The following is a 14,046-nucleotide window of genomic DNA, read 5'->3' on the forward strand; positions in this document are numbered from 1 at the left end:
GAAACTTCCTCCTTCATCGATTTCAATAATTGATGTTTTATGTAGTTTCATAGGTTGAAAAAGACAAGTGGGACAATTAGGGTTTGTCCCTGCTGTCCCACCTGCTTTACAGGTTTTGAATGAATAGTCGGATGACGTCAGCACCGGCAACGAAGGTTCCAAGTGAACTTCCAAGGTTTGCAAGAACGATAACGAGCATTACGCGGGTTACTTTATTATTCCAGAAGCCCTTTACGCTTGTTACGTCGTCTGCCAATGTTTCGAAATCCCGAACAACTGGCTTCTTCATATATGCTTGAGCAAAACCGGCAAACCAGCCTGCCGCAAGCAGTGGGTTTAGCGACGTAAACGGTGCTGCTATAAAGGCTGTAAGCACTGCGATTGGATGGCCAAAGGCAACAATTGTCCCTATCGCTGCAAGTGATCCATTCCATAAGAACCAGCTCCAAACCTGCTGCAGGCCAGCATCCGGATTCATGAAGAATGTCCACGCAATCAGTGCGATAATTGCAATTGGAATTGCCCAGCCGATAATCTTTGGTGCCTTTGATTTTGGCGGCCGCTTTGTCAGTTCCTTTAAATCTTGTTCCTGATGGATCTCTTTTGAAATGCCCAGAATATGGGCTGCTCCGAGTACAGCGACTATTTTTTCACCTGGTGCATCTTTTATTTTCTGTGCAAGATATTGGTCTCGCTCATCAATTAATGGCTTTTTCAATTTAGGAAAGCTTTCTGTAATCTCTTGAAGCATTGCATTAATTGTATCCTGCTGCTTCATCTTCTCTAGCTCTTCTTCTGTGATTGTCTCTTTACTAAAAATGCTGAACACAACCTGGCTTAGAAGCATGGCTTTTCCTTTTAAACCGATATTTCCCCAGATTCTTGAGAATGTGATTTGAATATTGCGGTCTGCAAGCACCAGCTCTGCACCAATTTCTTTTGCTGATTCGATTCCTTGAATCATTTCCTGACCCGCGTTGATGCCAAACTGCTTGGCCATCCGCTTCTGGAAAGAAGAAATGGCGAGGTTCATCAGTAAGAGTGACGCTTTCTTCTGCTTGATCACCTTAAAGATATCTGTTTCCTGCCATTTACTCCCTTCAGAAATGGATTGATAGCGCTGTTCATCCAGCTCGATACAGACAGAATCAGGCTGTTCAATTTCAATAACTTCTTTTACCTGTTCTGCGCTTTGCTTCGATACATGTGCCGTGCCAATCAAAATAATTTCTTTATCATTGAGTTGTATTCGCGTTATATTATCCTCAGTCATCCGTTACCTTCCTTTTAATAAGCTTATATGTAGATGTACTTCTCAAAAAAAGTTTATTACTTCTATAATAAACTAGAATGAATGAAAATAAAATTATATCTTCCTATTTTAGCAAAGATTATTCAGATTACTATTTCTTTTTCACAGTGAAAGTTGTATGATAAAGAATAAAAATTAGAAATTGTTAGCAGAAATGGGGGAAAGCTATGTTCCAATATGAAGTAGATGAAGAAATTACATTGAAGCTGCTAAGTGAGACAGATGCTGAAGCGTTATTTCGACTTACAGAAAATTCACGGGAAAATTTAAGTGAGTGGCTGCCATGGCTTGACGGTACAAAGACAGAAGAAGATTCACTAGACTTTATTAAAAACTCCATTAAAAATTATGAAGCTAAAAAAGGGTTGAACTGTGGCATATTTTACAAAGGAGAGCTCACTGGCATGGCCGGCTTCAATTCAATTGATTGGGTAAACCGCGTTGGCTTTATTGGTTACTGGCTGGCAGTGGAGTTTCAAGGAAAAGGGATTATGACACGCGCAGTCCATGGACTGACTGATTATGCTTTTAACGAACTGGAGCTTAATCGGATTGATATTCGCGCAGCAATTGGCAATAAGAAAAGTCGTGCCATCCCAGAGCGACTCGGATTTAAGGAAGAAGGTCTGATTCGTCAGGGAGAATGGCTGTATGACCACTATGTCGATCACATCATTTATGGCATGCTTCAATCAGACTGGAAATAGAAATACGCGGCATTCTCCTAAACGAGGATGCCCTTTTAATTATCAACAAATAGTTAACGATCGGTTTCCTCAAAAGTTATCTCTATAATTTTATCCGTCTTTTCCTCAAATTGAATATTGATATATACACCGAACTCTTTTTCCTTCCCTCGCAGCCATAGCTTGAATTTTTCCGTAACGGTATCATTTTTTATTTCTCTGCCAATATGCAGATAATCAACAATTGCAGCGCTGGGGTACTTTTCCTTCGTTGCTTGCATAGCGACTCTTCCCCATTTTGCATATGGTGGTGCTTCTTCAAGTAAACTTGGCATATCTCCTGCTATAATTGATACTGGCTGGATTGGCAAGAAACTTAATGCAAAAATCAAGGCAAGCTTCCACATAAAAATCATCTCCTTGGTTATAGCTTGTGTTTGATATAATTTTTTATCCGATATTTTATCGTAAAATTGAAGTACATAAAAGGAGAATTTGAATGACAAAAATCTGCTTCGTCCGTCATGGAGAGACAGACTGGAATACTGCGGGAATCCTTCAAGGGCAGCATAATACAAGCCTTAATGCAAAAGGACAGGAACAGGCAGAAGCAACTGGCGCTTATTTAGCTGCACAGAATTTCGATTTGCTGATTACAAGCTCGCTACGTCGTGCAAAAAAAACTGCAGAGATTATGAACAAACATTTACAGCTGCCCATCCTTGAAATGGACGCATTTATGGAACGCGCTTTTGGAAAAGCTGAAGGTTTAACATATGAAAAAAGGGAGCGGTTATATTCCGATAATAACGTTCCCGGTGAAGAAACAGAAACAGACTTTTATGCGCGTGTGGTTGGAGGTTTTCAGGAAATTACTGCTGCATATCCAAATAAGCATATTTTACTTGTATCACATGGGCTGGTCATTAATCTGATTCTTTCCTTGCTGCTTAATGAAGAAATCGACTATAAAAAAACAGCCCTCTTAAATGGCTGTATTAATCATATCCACTTTATTGATAACACCTGGCAAATAAAAAGTATAAACGAAGTAAGTCATTTAAATGGAACAATCAGGGACAGCCTCTGATTGTTCCAGTATTGCCCCTAGCCCATTTGTACGTTATGCAGCTTCGCAAACATACCATTTTTTGCGAGAAGTTCATCATGTGTGCCTTGTTCTTCAATACCATTCTTCGTAACAACCATAATTCGATCAGCATTTCGAATTGTTGCCAATCGGTGCGCAATTACAAGGGTTGTACGGTTTTTCGCCAGTTCGTTGAGTGATTCTTGAATGATTCGCTCTGTTTCTGTGTCCAGCGCAGATGTTGCTTCATCAAGAATAAGGATTGGCGGGTTCTTTAAGAACATCCGTGCAATTGCAATCCGCTGCTTTTGACCTCCGGAAAGCTTCAAGCCACGTTCACCAATTTGCGTTTCATAACCATCAGGCAGTTCCTGAATAAATTCCTCCATATGTGCACGGCGCGCTGCTTCATATATTTCTTCATCGCTTGCCGCAAGATTACCGTAAGCAATATTTTCCTTCAATGTTCCAGTAAACAGGAAAACATCTTGCTGTACAACGCCTATATTGCTGCGCAAGGAACGCTTCGTCATATCACGAATATCGATACCATCTATTTGAATACTGCCCCCTTGTACATCATAAAAACGCGGAATCAGAGAAGAGATCGTTGTTTTTCCTGCACCTGATGGTCCTACAAAGGCGACTGTTTCTCCAGCATTAACCTCAAGACTCAGTTCTTTCAGTACTGCTGGTTTATTCTCTTCATAGCCAAAAGTCACATGATCAAATGTGATATTGCCTTTTAAATTATCCACATCGATTGCGTCTGGTCTGTCCTTAACATCTGGCTCAACATCCATCATTTCTGTGAAGCGTTTGAACCCTGCCATTCCTTTTGGATACATCTCAAGCAACGCGGTAATTTTATTAATTGGATTTGCTAAAACGTTCATTAAAAGAATAAAGCTGACAAGCTCCCCGTAGCTTAAACGGTTATTAAACGTCAGCCATGCTCCAAATACAAGAACAAGCAGTGTCATTATCCGCATGAGTAAATAAATATTTGAATGCACTGTCGCCATTACTTTATAAGCACCAATTTTAGCTTTTCTAAAGCTGCGGTTATTTTCTTCAAAGCGTTCCATTTCAAATTTTTCATTTGTAAATGCCTGTACGACGCGAACTCCCGAAACAGAATCCTCAATTCTCGCATTAACACCTGCAATATCTTCGTACATCTTCTTCCAGGAACGATTCATGCGAATATTTCCATAGGTGATAAGGAAAATCAGTACAGGTATTGCAATTAAGATAATCATTGCAAGCAATGGATTAATTGTAAACATGATAAGGAAAGCGCCGAAAAATGTCATAATAGATATGAAAAAGTCCTCTGGCCCGTGGTGCGCCAATTCACCAAGATCAAATAAGTCTGTAGTAATCCGACTCATCATATGTCCTGTTTTTGTATTATCGAAGAAACGGAAGGACTGTTTTTGTACATGATTAAACAGATCATTACGCATATCCGTTTCGATATTAACACCCAGTTTATGCCCAAGGTAGGTCACAACATATTGGAGCAAGGTGCTGATTATGTATACAAGTAAAAGCAATACCCCTACTGTCATAATGATATTCCAATCATCACCCATCAGAAGATCATCGATAAACCATTGGACAGCAAGCGGAAATGCAAGTTCTAAAATAGCTACAATAATAGCAGCAGTAAAGTCCACAATAAACAGACGCTTATGCGGCTTATAATAAGAGAAAAAACGACGTATCAACTTGATGCACTTCCTTTTCTATTTTAAAATCTATCTGAAATTATATGGTTATTAATTCGTAATTTCAACAATTAAGCTAGCAGAAAGTAATTAACATTCCCTGTTAGTTATACACATCTTAGGGAAAAGTTAACTTCCCAAGGAGAAATAGACTGCGAATAAATTACTTTGAAGATCCTTTTGTGGATAAAGGCATACCATTTAATGAATAACCCAATCGACTTAGTGGATAAATAGTGGATAATTACAAAAAAACTGGGTAAAACCTATTGTTATCCCCAATTTTATCCACATATGCACAAATGTTCGTACTTATTTTGTTATGTAATTTACTTTCTCTACCATATATTGATTTTCGCCGTTTTTTTATCCACGGAATGTGAATAACTTTCGTTTTTTGTGGATAATATTCTATGCCATGGAAAAGCCACCTTCTTAAGGAAGATGGCTCACTGTGCTGTCAAAGCAGCTTCTGTCTCGAATTTCTTTCCATCACGATAATACGTAATTGCCATATTATCTCCTATATTCTTTTCCTGATAGAGAATTTTTCTAAGATCAATTACATTTTCAATTGGTTCTCCATCTAATTCCGTGATGACATCCAGACGTTTTAACCCGGCTTCATCTGCTGGTGACAATGGTTGAACGCTCCAAATATAAACACCGCCAGTCACTTTCTCCGGCAAGTTTAAGGTGTCTTTCCATTCTCTATGAGGAATTTCGTCCAAGGAATATAACTCAACTCCCAGGAATGGTCTTTCTACAACACCCTTCTCTTCAAGCTCATTCATAACTGGAATCGCATAGTCAATTGGGATTGCGAATCCAAGTCCTTCGACAGCTGCTTCATTAATCTTCATGGAGTTGATGCCAATCAGCTGCCCATAAATATTAATTAAAGCGCCCCCACTATTTCCAGGATTAATTGCTGCATCTGTTTGAATAACTTCTGCCTGCCAATCTGGTCTTCCATCCAAATCAAAATCCTGTGGGATAGTTCGCTCTGTTCCGCTAATCACTCCTTGTGTTACGGAACTGGAGAACATAAGTCCAAGGGGATTGCCAATCGCAATTGCAGGTTCGCCAACCTTTATATTGCCGGATTGGCCAATTTCTATGGGCTCGCCGATGTCATCTGCATCCATTCGAATGACAGCTAAATCGGAAAATAGGTCACTGCCGATCACTTCAGCCTCAATATGTGTATCATCATAAAGCACTACCTCGACAGAGTCCGCTCCCTCAATAACATGATGATTTGTCACAACATATGCTGTTCCATCTGTAACCTTATAAATCACCCCAGAGCCTGTACCAGCTTCAACAGAACCCTGTTCAAACCAATAATCACTCTGCCGCTGCATATTTGTAACTCCGACAACTGCTGGAGTTACCTTCTCGACTATATCCGTAATTTGTGTGGAAACATCAACACTGACTGAAGTATTCGTAATTGGGCTATTATTATTTTCGAAATTCGTTCCTCTTCCAGGTTCGTCCTGTGATTGCGGGATGATGTTGGATTCAACTAATTCAGGAATGACAACCGAAACAATTAATATTCCAATAATAATACCAAGCAGCAGTGGGGTAAGCCATTGATTTTTCCTCCGGCGCTGGTAGCCTTGATTATAATAACCCATATTTCTGCCTCCCTAACGTCTTCTGCTGTTCTTTCTTAGTATTCCCTGAATGTATCATTTCATAAACAGAAATAACGTTATAGATATATAAAAGCAGATGAGACACGCAAATGGAATATACTAGCCTTCCAGCGGGGGATGGTGAACCCCTTGTGCTTTGCATTTCACAGTCTCACCTATTCCATTTGCTGTCTTTTTTGAGTCCTGACAAGCTCTGCCATTCATTATAAATAATAGCCTGGATTACCCTACATCATATAAGACTGTTGGTTCTTTTGGATCGGTGTCGCAGATTTGAATATTAATGCCTCTTTCTTGTAAAACCCGGTCGACTGACATCCGGGCAAGGTCTTTCATATTATTGTCGAGACTGAGGTGGGCAAGGTATATACGCTGTGTATTGTTATTGATTATATCAGCTAGGGCGAGGCCGGAGTCTTCATTGGATACATGCCCTGAATCGCCTAAAATACGCTGTTTTACGCTCCACGGGTAACGTCCCATCCGCAGCATATCTACATCATGATTTGCCTCAAAAATAAAAGCATCTGCATCTTCAACTGTCTTTTTAATCCGCTCAGAAACATAGCCTAAATCTGTCACAAGTGCAACCTTTTTTCCATTTGAATGGAAGGTATAAAACATTGGCTCAGCAGCGTCATGTGAAACACCAAAGGATTCAATATCCATATCGCCAAATGTCTTTACTTCCTCCATATTAAAAGTAAATTTCTGATCCAGTGTTAGTTTGCCAATGGAATGTTCCATGGCCTTCCATGTTTTCTCATTTGCATAGATCGGTAAATTATACTTTCTTGCAATAATTCCCAATCCTTTAATATGATCACTATGCTCATGTGTCACTAAAATACGTGATAACTGTTTCGGATCAAGGTTTGCTTTGGAAAACAACAAATCCAGCTGCTTCCCGCTTAAACCTGCATCCACTAAAATTTTTTCTTTATTTGATTCAATATAAAAAGCATTTCCAGTACTGCCTGAAGCGAGTACACTAAAACGTAAACTCATTCTGTTTCACTCCGATTATCTATCTCTAGCCGAGTATCTATCTCTAGCCTCTTATCTAATTCCTGTATCATTGAATTTCGCAACTCGTTCTCATCATCTAATGAAGTCAATCGGCCTTTATTATCAATCATTACATTTTGTAAAAATTCAAGCTCATCATTCTCATAGACAATACCTTCTATTGCATTGACGAAATGATTGCGCTCGTCATTCACAGTCACCTTCCAGGTTGGGGCAAATACTTGAATTCCTCCTTCAGTGGCAATTCTAGAGTAATACCCCGGCTCTACATGTGTTATTTCATCGCCTCGGTTTAAATAATTCCCCTTGTACAAGATGCCTATCACTTGTGTCGGCTGATTTAGCGCGACAAGATCACCTTGCACTTCAGACTCGCCAAGAATGGTTTGAGTATAATGCGTTATTTCATTATTGTCATTCAAGTAAACGAGCAGTAAGCCATTTTCATTATAATAGATATCCTGGCCTTCTTTTTTCTGAAAGAATACGAGGAGATTCAACTCCTCATTCCAATTCCATAGGAAATATTCATTGCCATAAAGAACTTTCTCCTGGATAAGCTCTTCAATTATTTCCCGATTTGCATTCTTAGGGATACTGACTGGTTTTTCTAATGCTGCAGCAATCATATTTTTGTCAATAACCTCGATAGTCTGATCTTCCTTACCGTTCAACAGCTCGATTTCTTTTGATGTTAACAGTTTACGGATGACGGATATATAGGTTGATTCTGTTACATCAACATTAATGTCACCATAGGTAATTTTCTCTGCTGCGAGCTGATCTTCAATTGGCAATTCCTGATTATCCAAATAGCTGACATCCTGCTGACGGTCTATGAAAGCAGAGACGAGATATATATTTAGGATGAGGAAGCTAAGGATAAATAATGTTTTTATATGACCCCATTGCATCCTTATTCCACTCCCTTTGGATTTGTATCTTCATCAAAAACAATTTTTTGCCATATGCCATTTTCTTTTTTATACCACATTGGATTCAATTCAATATATTCACTTTCTTGATCATCACGCTTATAGATTAGCTCATAGCCCACTTTAATATCTTGTATATTTTCTAATGCGACATCTGTATGATTCTCCAGATAAGCAATTACATTTTCTCCTGATGATAAATCATCTACTTCTCTTAATAGAACTTCTCTATCAAATGAGAAAAGCGGGCGGTCATAATTAAGCAGCTGCATATCGCCTGTTTGAGATACACCCCAGCGCTGCTGAATGGTAGATAATTTGTAGTTGCTAAAAACCGGATACCCTCTGTAATACATTTGGAAGCTGACCCGAAGAAGCGGAGAATGGATATCTTCTAAACGATAATCACCTGTCCAGCCACTATGACTATTAATATTTCTTATCGTGCGATCCAATAATTCGACTTCTGTAATAAAAACATCTTCATTTGCATTAGACGTCGCATGATTAACATACTCCATCCGCATGCGTTCTGAATATACACTCAGCTGTCTGCTGTCCGTAAAGTAAGCCTCGCCAATACTTTCCGAGTTTGTTTCTCTTACAATAGTTGGATTAGCAAAAAGAATATTTACAAACCGTCCTGGATTTATATCTGTTGCTGTAATTGAATAGTTTGGCAAACTCACAGGATCTTGTGGAATATAAATTGGCGATGTATCCTCGTTGATTACGAGATATCTCTGTAATTTTTCCTCATTGATATTTGCCATCATCGACCACAGCTTTTCATAGGATTTCGTGTCATTAATAACTGCATGTGATGTCTGATTATTTTCACTCGAGATAAAATCTAACTGCAGTGATTTACTCTCCGTAAGAAAGCTGATAAAAATACGGTCTATTGACCAGGTTGGAAGAATGAAATCATCAAATCCGAATTTAAATAAACTATTCATAATATCCATCGGTATTTCATCGGGAAAAATGAGCTCGACACCATTATTTGGTTTCTGAAGATCTTCGTCACTTGCTTGTGCCTCAAAGTCTGTAATCACCCATTTTTGCATCTCTTCATACAATTGGTCTCGCTCAACTGCATTAATAAAACCGTAATACCTGTCTTGTTTATGGAAAATTATTTCTCCTGGCTTAACCATACTCCGCTTTGTCTTGTCCGAAAGGCCACCAACATCCGTTTCTTTATCTACTATTCCTCCACCAATCGTGCGGTTAGAGTTCGGCTGATAGCTCCATAGCGTATAAGAAAGAAGCATACTGATTCCAATTAAAACAATTAGTACAAATGTCTTTACTGTTTCCAATCTCATTTGTTATCCCTCCGCTTCTTCTTAATAAGCGGGAGCGTAAAGTAGATTGTTGTTCCATAGCCTTCTCTACTCTTAGCCCAGATTCTGCCGTGATGCGCTTCAACGAGTTCCTTTGTAATTGCTAAACCGAGTCCTGTACCACCGAATTTCCTTGTCCGCGCTTTATCTGCTCGATAGAAACGTTCAAAGATTTTTTCCAGTTTATCATAGGCGATGCCCATTCCTTCATCCTGAATCGTGATAAGCAGAAAATGCTGCTTGCTTTCCAGACGAAGATTAATATTTCCGCCTTCTGGAGAATACTTAACCGAATTTGAAATGATATTATCGAGCACCTGTGTCATCTTATCTTTATCAATCCAGACACTATAACGCTTGTTCGGCAATTCTCGATTAAGTGTGATTGTTTCCGGAAGATGCATTTCAAAACGGTCAATTACATGGTGGAAAAATTCAACAAACTCTGTGCGTTCCTTATGAAGCGGGTACTCATCTGCATCCATCTTCGAAAGCTGAAGTAAATCATTCACCATGCGAATCATACGCTCTGTTTCATTTTGCGTTACTTCAAGAAACTTTGGTGCAATTTCTCTGTCTTCCCATGCTCCATCCGCTAAAGCTTCCAAATAGCTCTTCATCGTTGTTAAAGGTGTGCGTAATTCATGCGATACATTCGATACAAAGTCACGTCGTTCCTGTTCAATCTTCTCTTCCTCTGTAACATCATTTAAAACGGTGATAAATCCAGTAATCTCATTTTCATCATCCTTTACAGTGGAGAAGCTCGCACGGATAAGGAAAACCTGATTATCATCGCTAAAATCAATAATCATCGAGCCACTGTCCTGCAGCTCCGAGATATCAATTAACTTATCTTCAAGCTGAAGCATATCCAGTAAATCATCACCAATCATATCATCCGGATTTCTGCCAACAAGAATTCCTGCTGCTTCGTTCATTAATGTGATGGAACCAGCATTGTCTGTAGCAATTACACCGTCAGACATATTTGACAATACGGAGCTCAGCTTCCAGCGTTCTTCTTCAATCGTCGCATAAGAGTGCTTCAAACGGCTATTTAAGTCATTAAATGCCTCTGAAAGCTGGCCAATCTCGTCCTTCCCATACACGTTAACCTTCTGGGTAAAGTCCCCTTTCGCCATCACTTGTGCCTGTCTGCGCATCTCTTTAATTGGTTTTGTTATCGTCCGTGCAACAAGCACTCCTATAATCGCAGAGATGGTGATTGCCAGCAGTGCCCCCTGGAAGAAGATTTTATTAATCTCGTCTAATTGGTTATATACACCTTGTTGAAGTGAAGATTCTAAATAGATTGCTCCAACAACCGTACCTTCTTTATTTACAATTGGATCCACACGGACAGAAACTGTTTCATCTGTCTCTTGGTTAATAAATGTATTCTGCTGAGATGTATCAAAGAATAGCACCTGTTGAATAATTTCTCTCGTTATACGCTGTCCAACTTCTTCTAAATTACTGTTTGTGCCGATAATTATGCTTTGGTTATCCACAACAATCACATTTGTAATATCATCTGTTGTTAGCTTTGCAACAATATCACTTACTTCTTGCCTTACTACTTCTTCCTCTGTTCGCCCTTCCTCATTTTCATTCCGATCCTTATTGAAAACAAGCTCCAGATTATAGCTTAAGAGCTCCATCTGGTTGTTTATTGTATCCTCAAAACCTTCTTTTAGATTATCTTCCAGCTGACTCGTAAAGAACGTGCCAATCAGCTGAACCGCAAGCAGCAATAAGAGAATATAAATGATAATGAACTTTAATTGTATCGAACGAAAAAAACCAACTTTATGCATCACAACTACTCCTGCTCAGGATTACGTAAATAATAACCAACACCACGGCGGGTTACAATCCATGCCGGGTTACTTGGATTCTCCTCAATTTTTTCACGAAGTCTTCTTACTGTAACATCCACTGTACGAACGTCACCAAAGTAATCATAGCCCCACACTGTTTCAAGCAAATGCTCACGTGTCATAACTTGTCCAATATGACGGGCCAAGTAATGAAGCAGTTCAAACTCCCGATGTGTCAGTTCAATTTGAACACCATTACGGGAAACTGTGTAAGCATCAGGATAAACTGTCAGATTACCAATGACAATGTCTTTAGATGGTTTCTCTGTCTCTTCAGGGATTTGCTGTCTTCTTAAGTTTGCCTTCACGCGGGCAATTAGCTCGCGGTTGCTGAAGGGCTTTGTAACATAGTCATCAGCACCTAATTCAAGACCCAATACCTTATCAATTTCTGAGTCCTTTGCTGTCAGCATAATGATTGGCATCGTTTTTGTCTTTCTAACTTCCCTCAGTACTTCATTTCCGTCTTTATTTGGAAGCATTATATCTAATAAAATTAAATCAGGATCTTCATCAAGCGCTAGGCGAATTGCCTCATCGCCGTCATGTGCAAGAATAACCTGATAACCTTCTTTTTCTAAGTTGAATTTTACTATATCAGCAATTGGCTGTTCATCGTCTACTACAAGTATTTTTTGATTCAAAATTGCCACATCCTTTTCATGTATAGCTATCTTCTATTTTATCTTACTTTTGGTATTCTGTCTGTATCTTTCAAAGGTTTTCGTTCTTATGTGTTAACTTATCATTAGTCTATTCACGACTCAAGCGGAATGGCTGGTGCACCATACTTTTCTCTTTTCTTAAAAACATAAAAAAACTGTTCTAACAATGAGCAAACCTCAGGGTTAAAACAGTTGGAGTTGTTTTACTAATCCGTTCAAATAAGGAAGATCGGTGTAAACAATATAAGCACAAATATTAATGGAAAAATTGTAAGGCCTGTAATCGAATTTCCTTTAATAGGCAGAAGCTCAATTGGACTCTTTGCAGGAGCATAAATCCAATTTGCCAATCGTTCCAATTTACTCTTCGTTGGAATCCTCGGTACATCCACATGAAATTCATCCAATTTATTTCGAAGTTCATCGGGAAACTCGCTTTTGCTCATTCGTTTACCTCCAGTAAAACCTTTAGTTTTTTTAAAGAAGCATGCAATCTTGATTTCACCGTACCTGTTGGAATAGCCAGGATATCTGCCACCTCTCGTTGTGTCATATCATGATAATAAGTTAATAATATAACAGCCCTCTGTTCGTCGGGAAGCTGCAGAATTGCTGATTGAACCGTAAGTTTGTCCTCATATGTGAGGGTGTGTTGTTCCTGTGATTGTATATATAAAAAAGGCATTATTTTTACCAGCCGGCTGCGTCTCTTTAATCGATTAATCATGAGCTGGTACGCCATGCGGAATAAATATGTTTTTATAGTTGATTTTTTCCCATCAAAGCGATTTTGGTATTTTTGAAATCGGATAAATGTATCCTGTACAAGGTCCAAACATAATTGTTCATCTTGACAATACCGATAGACAAATTGATAAATTGGCTTCTGATACATCACAAACAATTCCTCGATTGGACAGGTTCCTTGCTGTTCAATATTCTGAGATACAGTCTTATCATCTAAATTCATCAGACCACCGCTCTTTTATACCCTTGAACACAAATGCAATTCTGGTTATAAACCAGATAGAAGTGATTAATGAAAATACAAAGGTTTGATGAATAAAAAATTGTATCCAAGGGCTATCAATGTTATCCCCGCGAAGGAGAAAGAGTAAGAGACCTGTTATACAAAGAAATGTATAAACTGCTGTAAAGATAATTACATAATCCCATCTGGTCCAATGGAAATAAATATCCGACTTGCTGAAGTCAATTTCCCCTCTTTTATCTCGAACGACCTTTTTGTTCATTGTCATAATGAAAGCAGCCAATATTGTTCCAAGAATTGCAGCTACAATGGTACTGATTAACCAGCCTAATATCATATATCACCGACTCCTTTTCTTCCTCTCACTAACTTATACAGTTGAACAGAAGAAAAGGTTCAATTTAATTTTATTACTTAACTTTCAAGTAAGGAAAACAAAAAATCGTCTTGGTATTAGGATATTGATTGGCTATATGAAACAGGTAAGCTTGCTTCTCAATCGATACGAAAAGCTGACAGTCTTCATTCAGAATAACTCTGTTTTTTCTGAACAGAAGCCGTTCTCAAGGACTGCTTCTTCACTTTTCTGGCTGATACTGTCTTATAGAAGAGTTCTAATAGACGGTTTCATCGCTTATCTGGCTATTACTGTCTTATAGAGAGGTTCTAATAGACAGTTTCAACGCTTATCTGGCTATTACTGTCT

Annotated in this window: 14 protein-coding genes; 2 read left to right on the forward strand and 12 right to left on the reverse strand. The window is 38.8% G+C overall.

The window, feature by feature from the left end:
* Positions 1-106: 106 nt before the first annotated feature.
* Positions 107-1,273, reverse strand: coding sequence for a TraB/GumN family protein (locus tag NST93_RS14010; RefSeq protein WP_405098061.1), 1,167 nt, complete (start codon positions 1,271-1,273; stop codon positions 107-109).
* A 206-nt stretch (positions 1,274-1,479) separates the two neighbouring features.
* On the opposite strand from NST93_RS14010, the gene NST93_RS14015 reads away from it, so the two are divergent.
* Positions 1,480-2,019, forward strand: coding sequence for a GNAT family N-acetyltransferase (locus NST93_RS14015; RefSeq protein ID WP_405098063.1), 540 nt, complete (start codon positions 1,480-1,482; stop codon positions 2,017-2,019).
* A 53-nt stretch (positions 2,020-2,072) separates the two neighbouring features.
* Here the strand turns inward: NST93_RS14015 and NST93_RS14020 are convergent, their stop codons facing one another.
* On the reverse strand, positions 2,073-2,405 hold the full coding sequence (locus NST93_RS14020; RefSeq protein WP_405098065.1) for a YqzG/YhdC family protein: 333 nt from the start codon (positions 2,403-2,405) through the stop codon (positions 2,073-2,075).
* 92 nt (positions 2,406-2,497) lie between these two features.
* On the opposite strand from NST93_RS14020, the gene NST93_RS14025 reads away from it, so the two are divergent.
* Positions 2,498-3,088: a histidine phosphatase family protein gene (locus NST93_RS14025; protein WP_405098067.1), complete on the forward strand. Its 591-nt coding sequence runs from the start codon at positions 2,498-2,500 to the stop codon at positions 3,086-3,088.
* Positions 3,089-3,105: 17 nt separating this feature from the next.
* Here NST93_RS14025 and NST93_RS14030 read toward each other — a convergent pair whose 3' ends face one another.
* The 10 genes from NST93_RS14030 to NST93_RS14075 all read right to left on the reverse strand — a co-directional run bounded on the left by NST93_RS14030 (position 3,106) and on the right by NST93_RS14075 (position 13,677).
* Positions 3,106-4,821 carry an ABC transporter ATP-binding protein gene (locus tag NST93_RS14030; RefSeq protein ID WP_405098069.1) on the reverse strand — a complete coding sequence of 572 codons (1,716 nt, stop codon included), beginning with the start codon at positions 4,819-4,821 and terminating at the stop codon, positions 3,106-3,108.
* A 449-nt stretch (positions 4,822-5,270) separates the two neighbouring features.
* Positions 5,271-6,467 carry a S1C family serine protease gene (locus NST93_RS14035; RefSeq protein WP_405098071.1) on the reverse strand — a complete coding sequence of 399 codons (1,197 nt, stop codon included), beginning with the start codon at positions 6,465-6,467 and terminating at the stop codon, positions 5,271-5,273.
* A gap of 243 nt (positions 6,468-6,710) precedes the next feature.
* On the reverse strand, positions 6,711-7,496 hold the full coding sequence (locus tag NST93_RS14040) for an MBL fold metallo-hydrolase (RefSeq protein WP_405098073.1): 786 nt from the start codon (positions 7,494-7,496) through the stop codon (positions 6,711-6,713).
* Positions 7,493-8,431: a two-component system regulatory protein YycI gene (locus NST93_RS14045; protein WP_405098075.1), complete on the reverse strand. Its 939-nt coding sequence runs from the start codon at positions 8,429-8,431 to the stop codon at positions 7,493-7,495. The genes NST93_RS14040 and NST93_RS14045 overlap by 4 nt, the downstream gene beginning before the upstream one ends.
* Positions 8,432-8,433: 2 nt before the next feature.
* On the reverse strand, positions 8,434-9,783 hold the full coding sequence (locus NST93_RS14050) for a YycH family regulatory protein (protein WP_405098077.1): 1,350 nt from the start codon (positions 9,781-9,783) through the stop codon (positions 8,434-8,436).
* Entirely contained in the window at positions 9,780-11,621 is a 1,842-nt protein-coding gene (gene walK, locus NST93_RS14055) for a cell wall metabolism sensor histidine kinase WalK (RefSeq protein WP_405098079.1), read from the reverse strand. The genes NST93_RS14050 and walK overlap by 4 nt, the downstream gene beginning before the upstream one ends.
* A gap of 5 nt (positions 11,622-11,626) precedes the next feature.
* A complete protein-coding gene (gene yycF / locus NST93_RS14060; RefSeq protein ID WP_405098081.1) occupies positions 11,627-12,328 on the reverse strand; it encodes a response regulator YycF in 702 nt (233 codons plus the stop codon).
* A gap of 236 nt (positions 12,329-12,564) precedes the next feature.
* Positions 12,565-12,795: a hypothetical protein gene (locus NST93_RS14065; protein ID WP_405098083.1), complete on the reverse strand. Its 231-nt coding sequence runs from the start codon at positions 12,793-12,795 to the stop codon at positions 12,565-12,567.
* The gene (locus tag NST93_RS14070; protein WP_405098085.1) at positions 12,792-13,319 is read right to left on the reverse strand and encodes an RNA polymerase sigma factor; all 528 of its coding nucleotides are present in this window, start codon (positions 13,317-13,319) and stop codon (positions 12,792-12,794) included. The genes NST93_RS14065 and NST93_RS14070 overlap by 4 nt, the downstream gene beginning before the upstream one ends.
* Positions 13,306-13,677 carry a hypothetical protein gene (locus NST93_RS14075; RefSeq protein ID WP_405098087.1) on the reverse strand — a complete coding sequence of 124 codons (372 nt, stop codon included), beginning with the start codon at positions 13,675-13,677 and terminating at the stop codon, positions 13,306-13,308. The genes NST93_RS14070 and NST93_RS14075 overlap by 14 nt, the downstream gene beginning before the upstream one ends.
* Positions 13,678-14,046 lie beyond the last annotated feature (369 nt).

It is taken from the genome of Oceanobacillus sp. FSL H7-0719, from assembly GCF_045040795.1.
Classification (GTDB): domain Bacteria; phylum Bacillota; class Bacilli; order Bacillales; family Amphibacillaceae; genus Oceanobacillus.

What these genes read in the sequence shown, in the direction of transcription:
- NST93_RS14040 (WP_405098073.1), bottom strand. Translation starts at nt 7,496, where the DNA reads ATGAGTTTACGTTTTAGTGTACTCGCTTCAGGCAGTACTGGAAATGCT.
- walK (WP_405098079.1), bottom strand. Translation starts at nt 11,621, where the DNA reads ATGCATAAAGTTGGTTTTTTTCGTTCGATACAATTAAAGTTCATTATC.
- NST93_RS14020 (WP_405098065.1), bottom strand. Translation starts at nt 2,405, where the DNA reads ATGTGGAAGCTTGCCTTGATTTTTGCATTAAGTTTCTTGCCAATCCAG.
- NST93_RS14015 (WP_405098063.1), top strand. Translation starts at nt 1,480, where the DNA reads ATGTTCCAATATGAAGTAGATGAAGAAATTACATTGAAGCTGCTAAGT.
- NST93_RS14025 (WP_405098067.1), top strand. Translation starts at nt 2,498, where the DNA reads ATGACAAAAATCTGCTTCGTCCGTCATGGAGAGACAGACTGGAATACT.
- NST93_RS14065 (WP_405098083.1), bottom strand. Translation starts at nt 12,795, where the DNA reads ATGAGCAAAAGCGAGTTTCCCGATGAACTTCGAAATAAATTGGATGAA.
- NST93_RS14010 (WP_405098061.1), bottom strand. Translation starts at nt 1,273, where the DNA reads ATGACTGAGGATAATATAACGCGAATACAACTCAATGATAAAGAAATT.
- NST93_RS14045 (WP_405098075.1), bottom strand. Translation starts at nt 8,431, where the DNA reads ATGCAATGGGGTCATATAAAAACATTATTTATCCTTAGCTTCCTCATC.
- NST93_RS14070 (WP_405098085.1), bottom strand. Translation starts at nt 13,319, where the DNA reads ATGAATTTAGATGATAAGACTGTATCTCAGAATATTGAACAGCAAGGA.
- NST93_RS14075 (WP_405098087.1), bottom strand. Translation starts at nt 13,677, where the DNA reads ATGATATTAGGCTGGTTAATCAGTACCATTGTAGCTGCAATTCTTGGA.
- NST93_RS14050 (WP_405098077.1), bottom strand. Translation starts at nt 9,783, where the DNA reads ATGAGATTGGAAACAGTAAAGACATTTGTACTAATTGTTTTAATTGGA.
- NST93_RS14035 (WP_405098071.1), bottom strand. Translation starts at nt 6,467, where the DNA reads ATGGGTTATTATAATCAAGGCTACCAGCGCCGGAGGAAAAATCAATGG.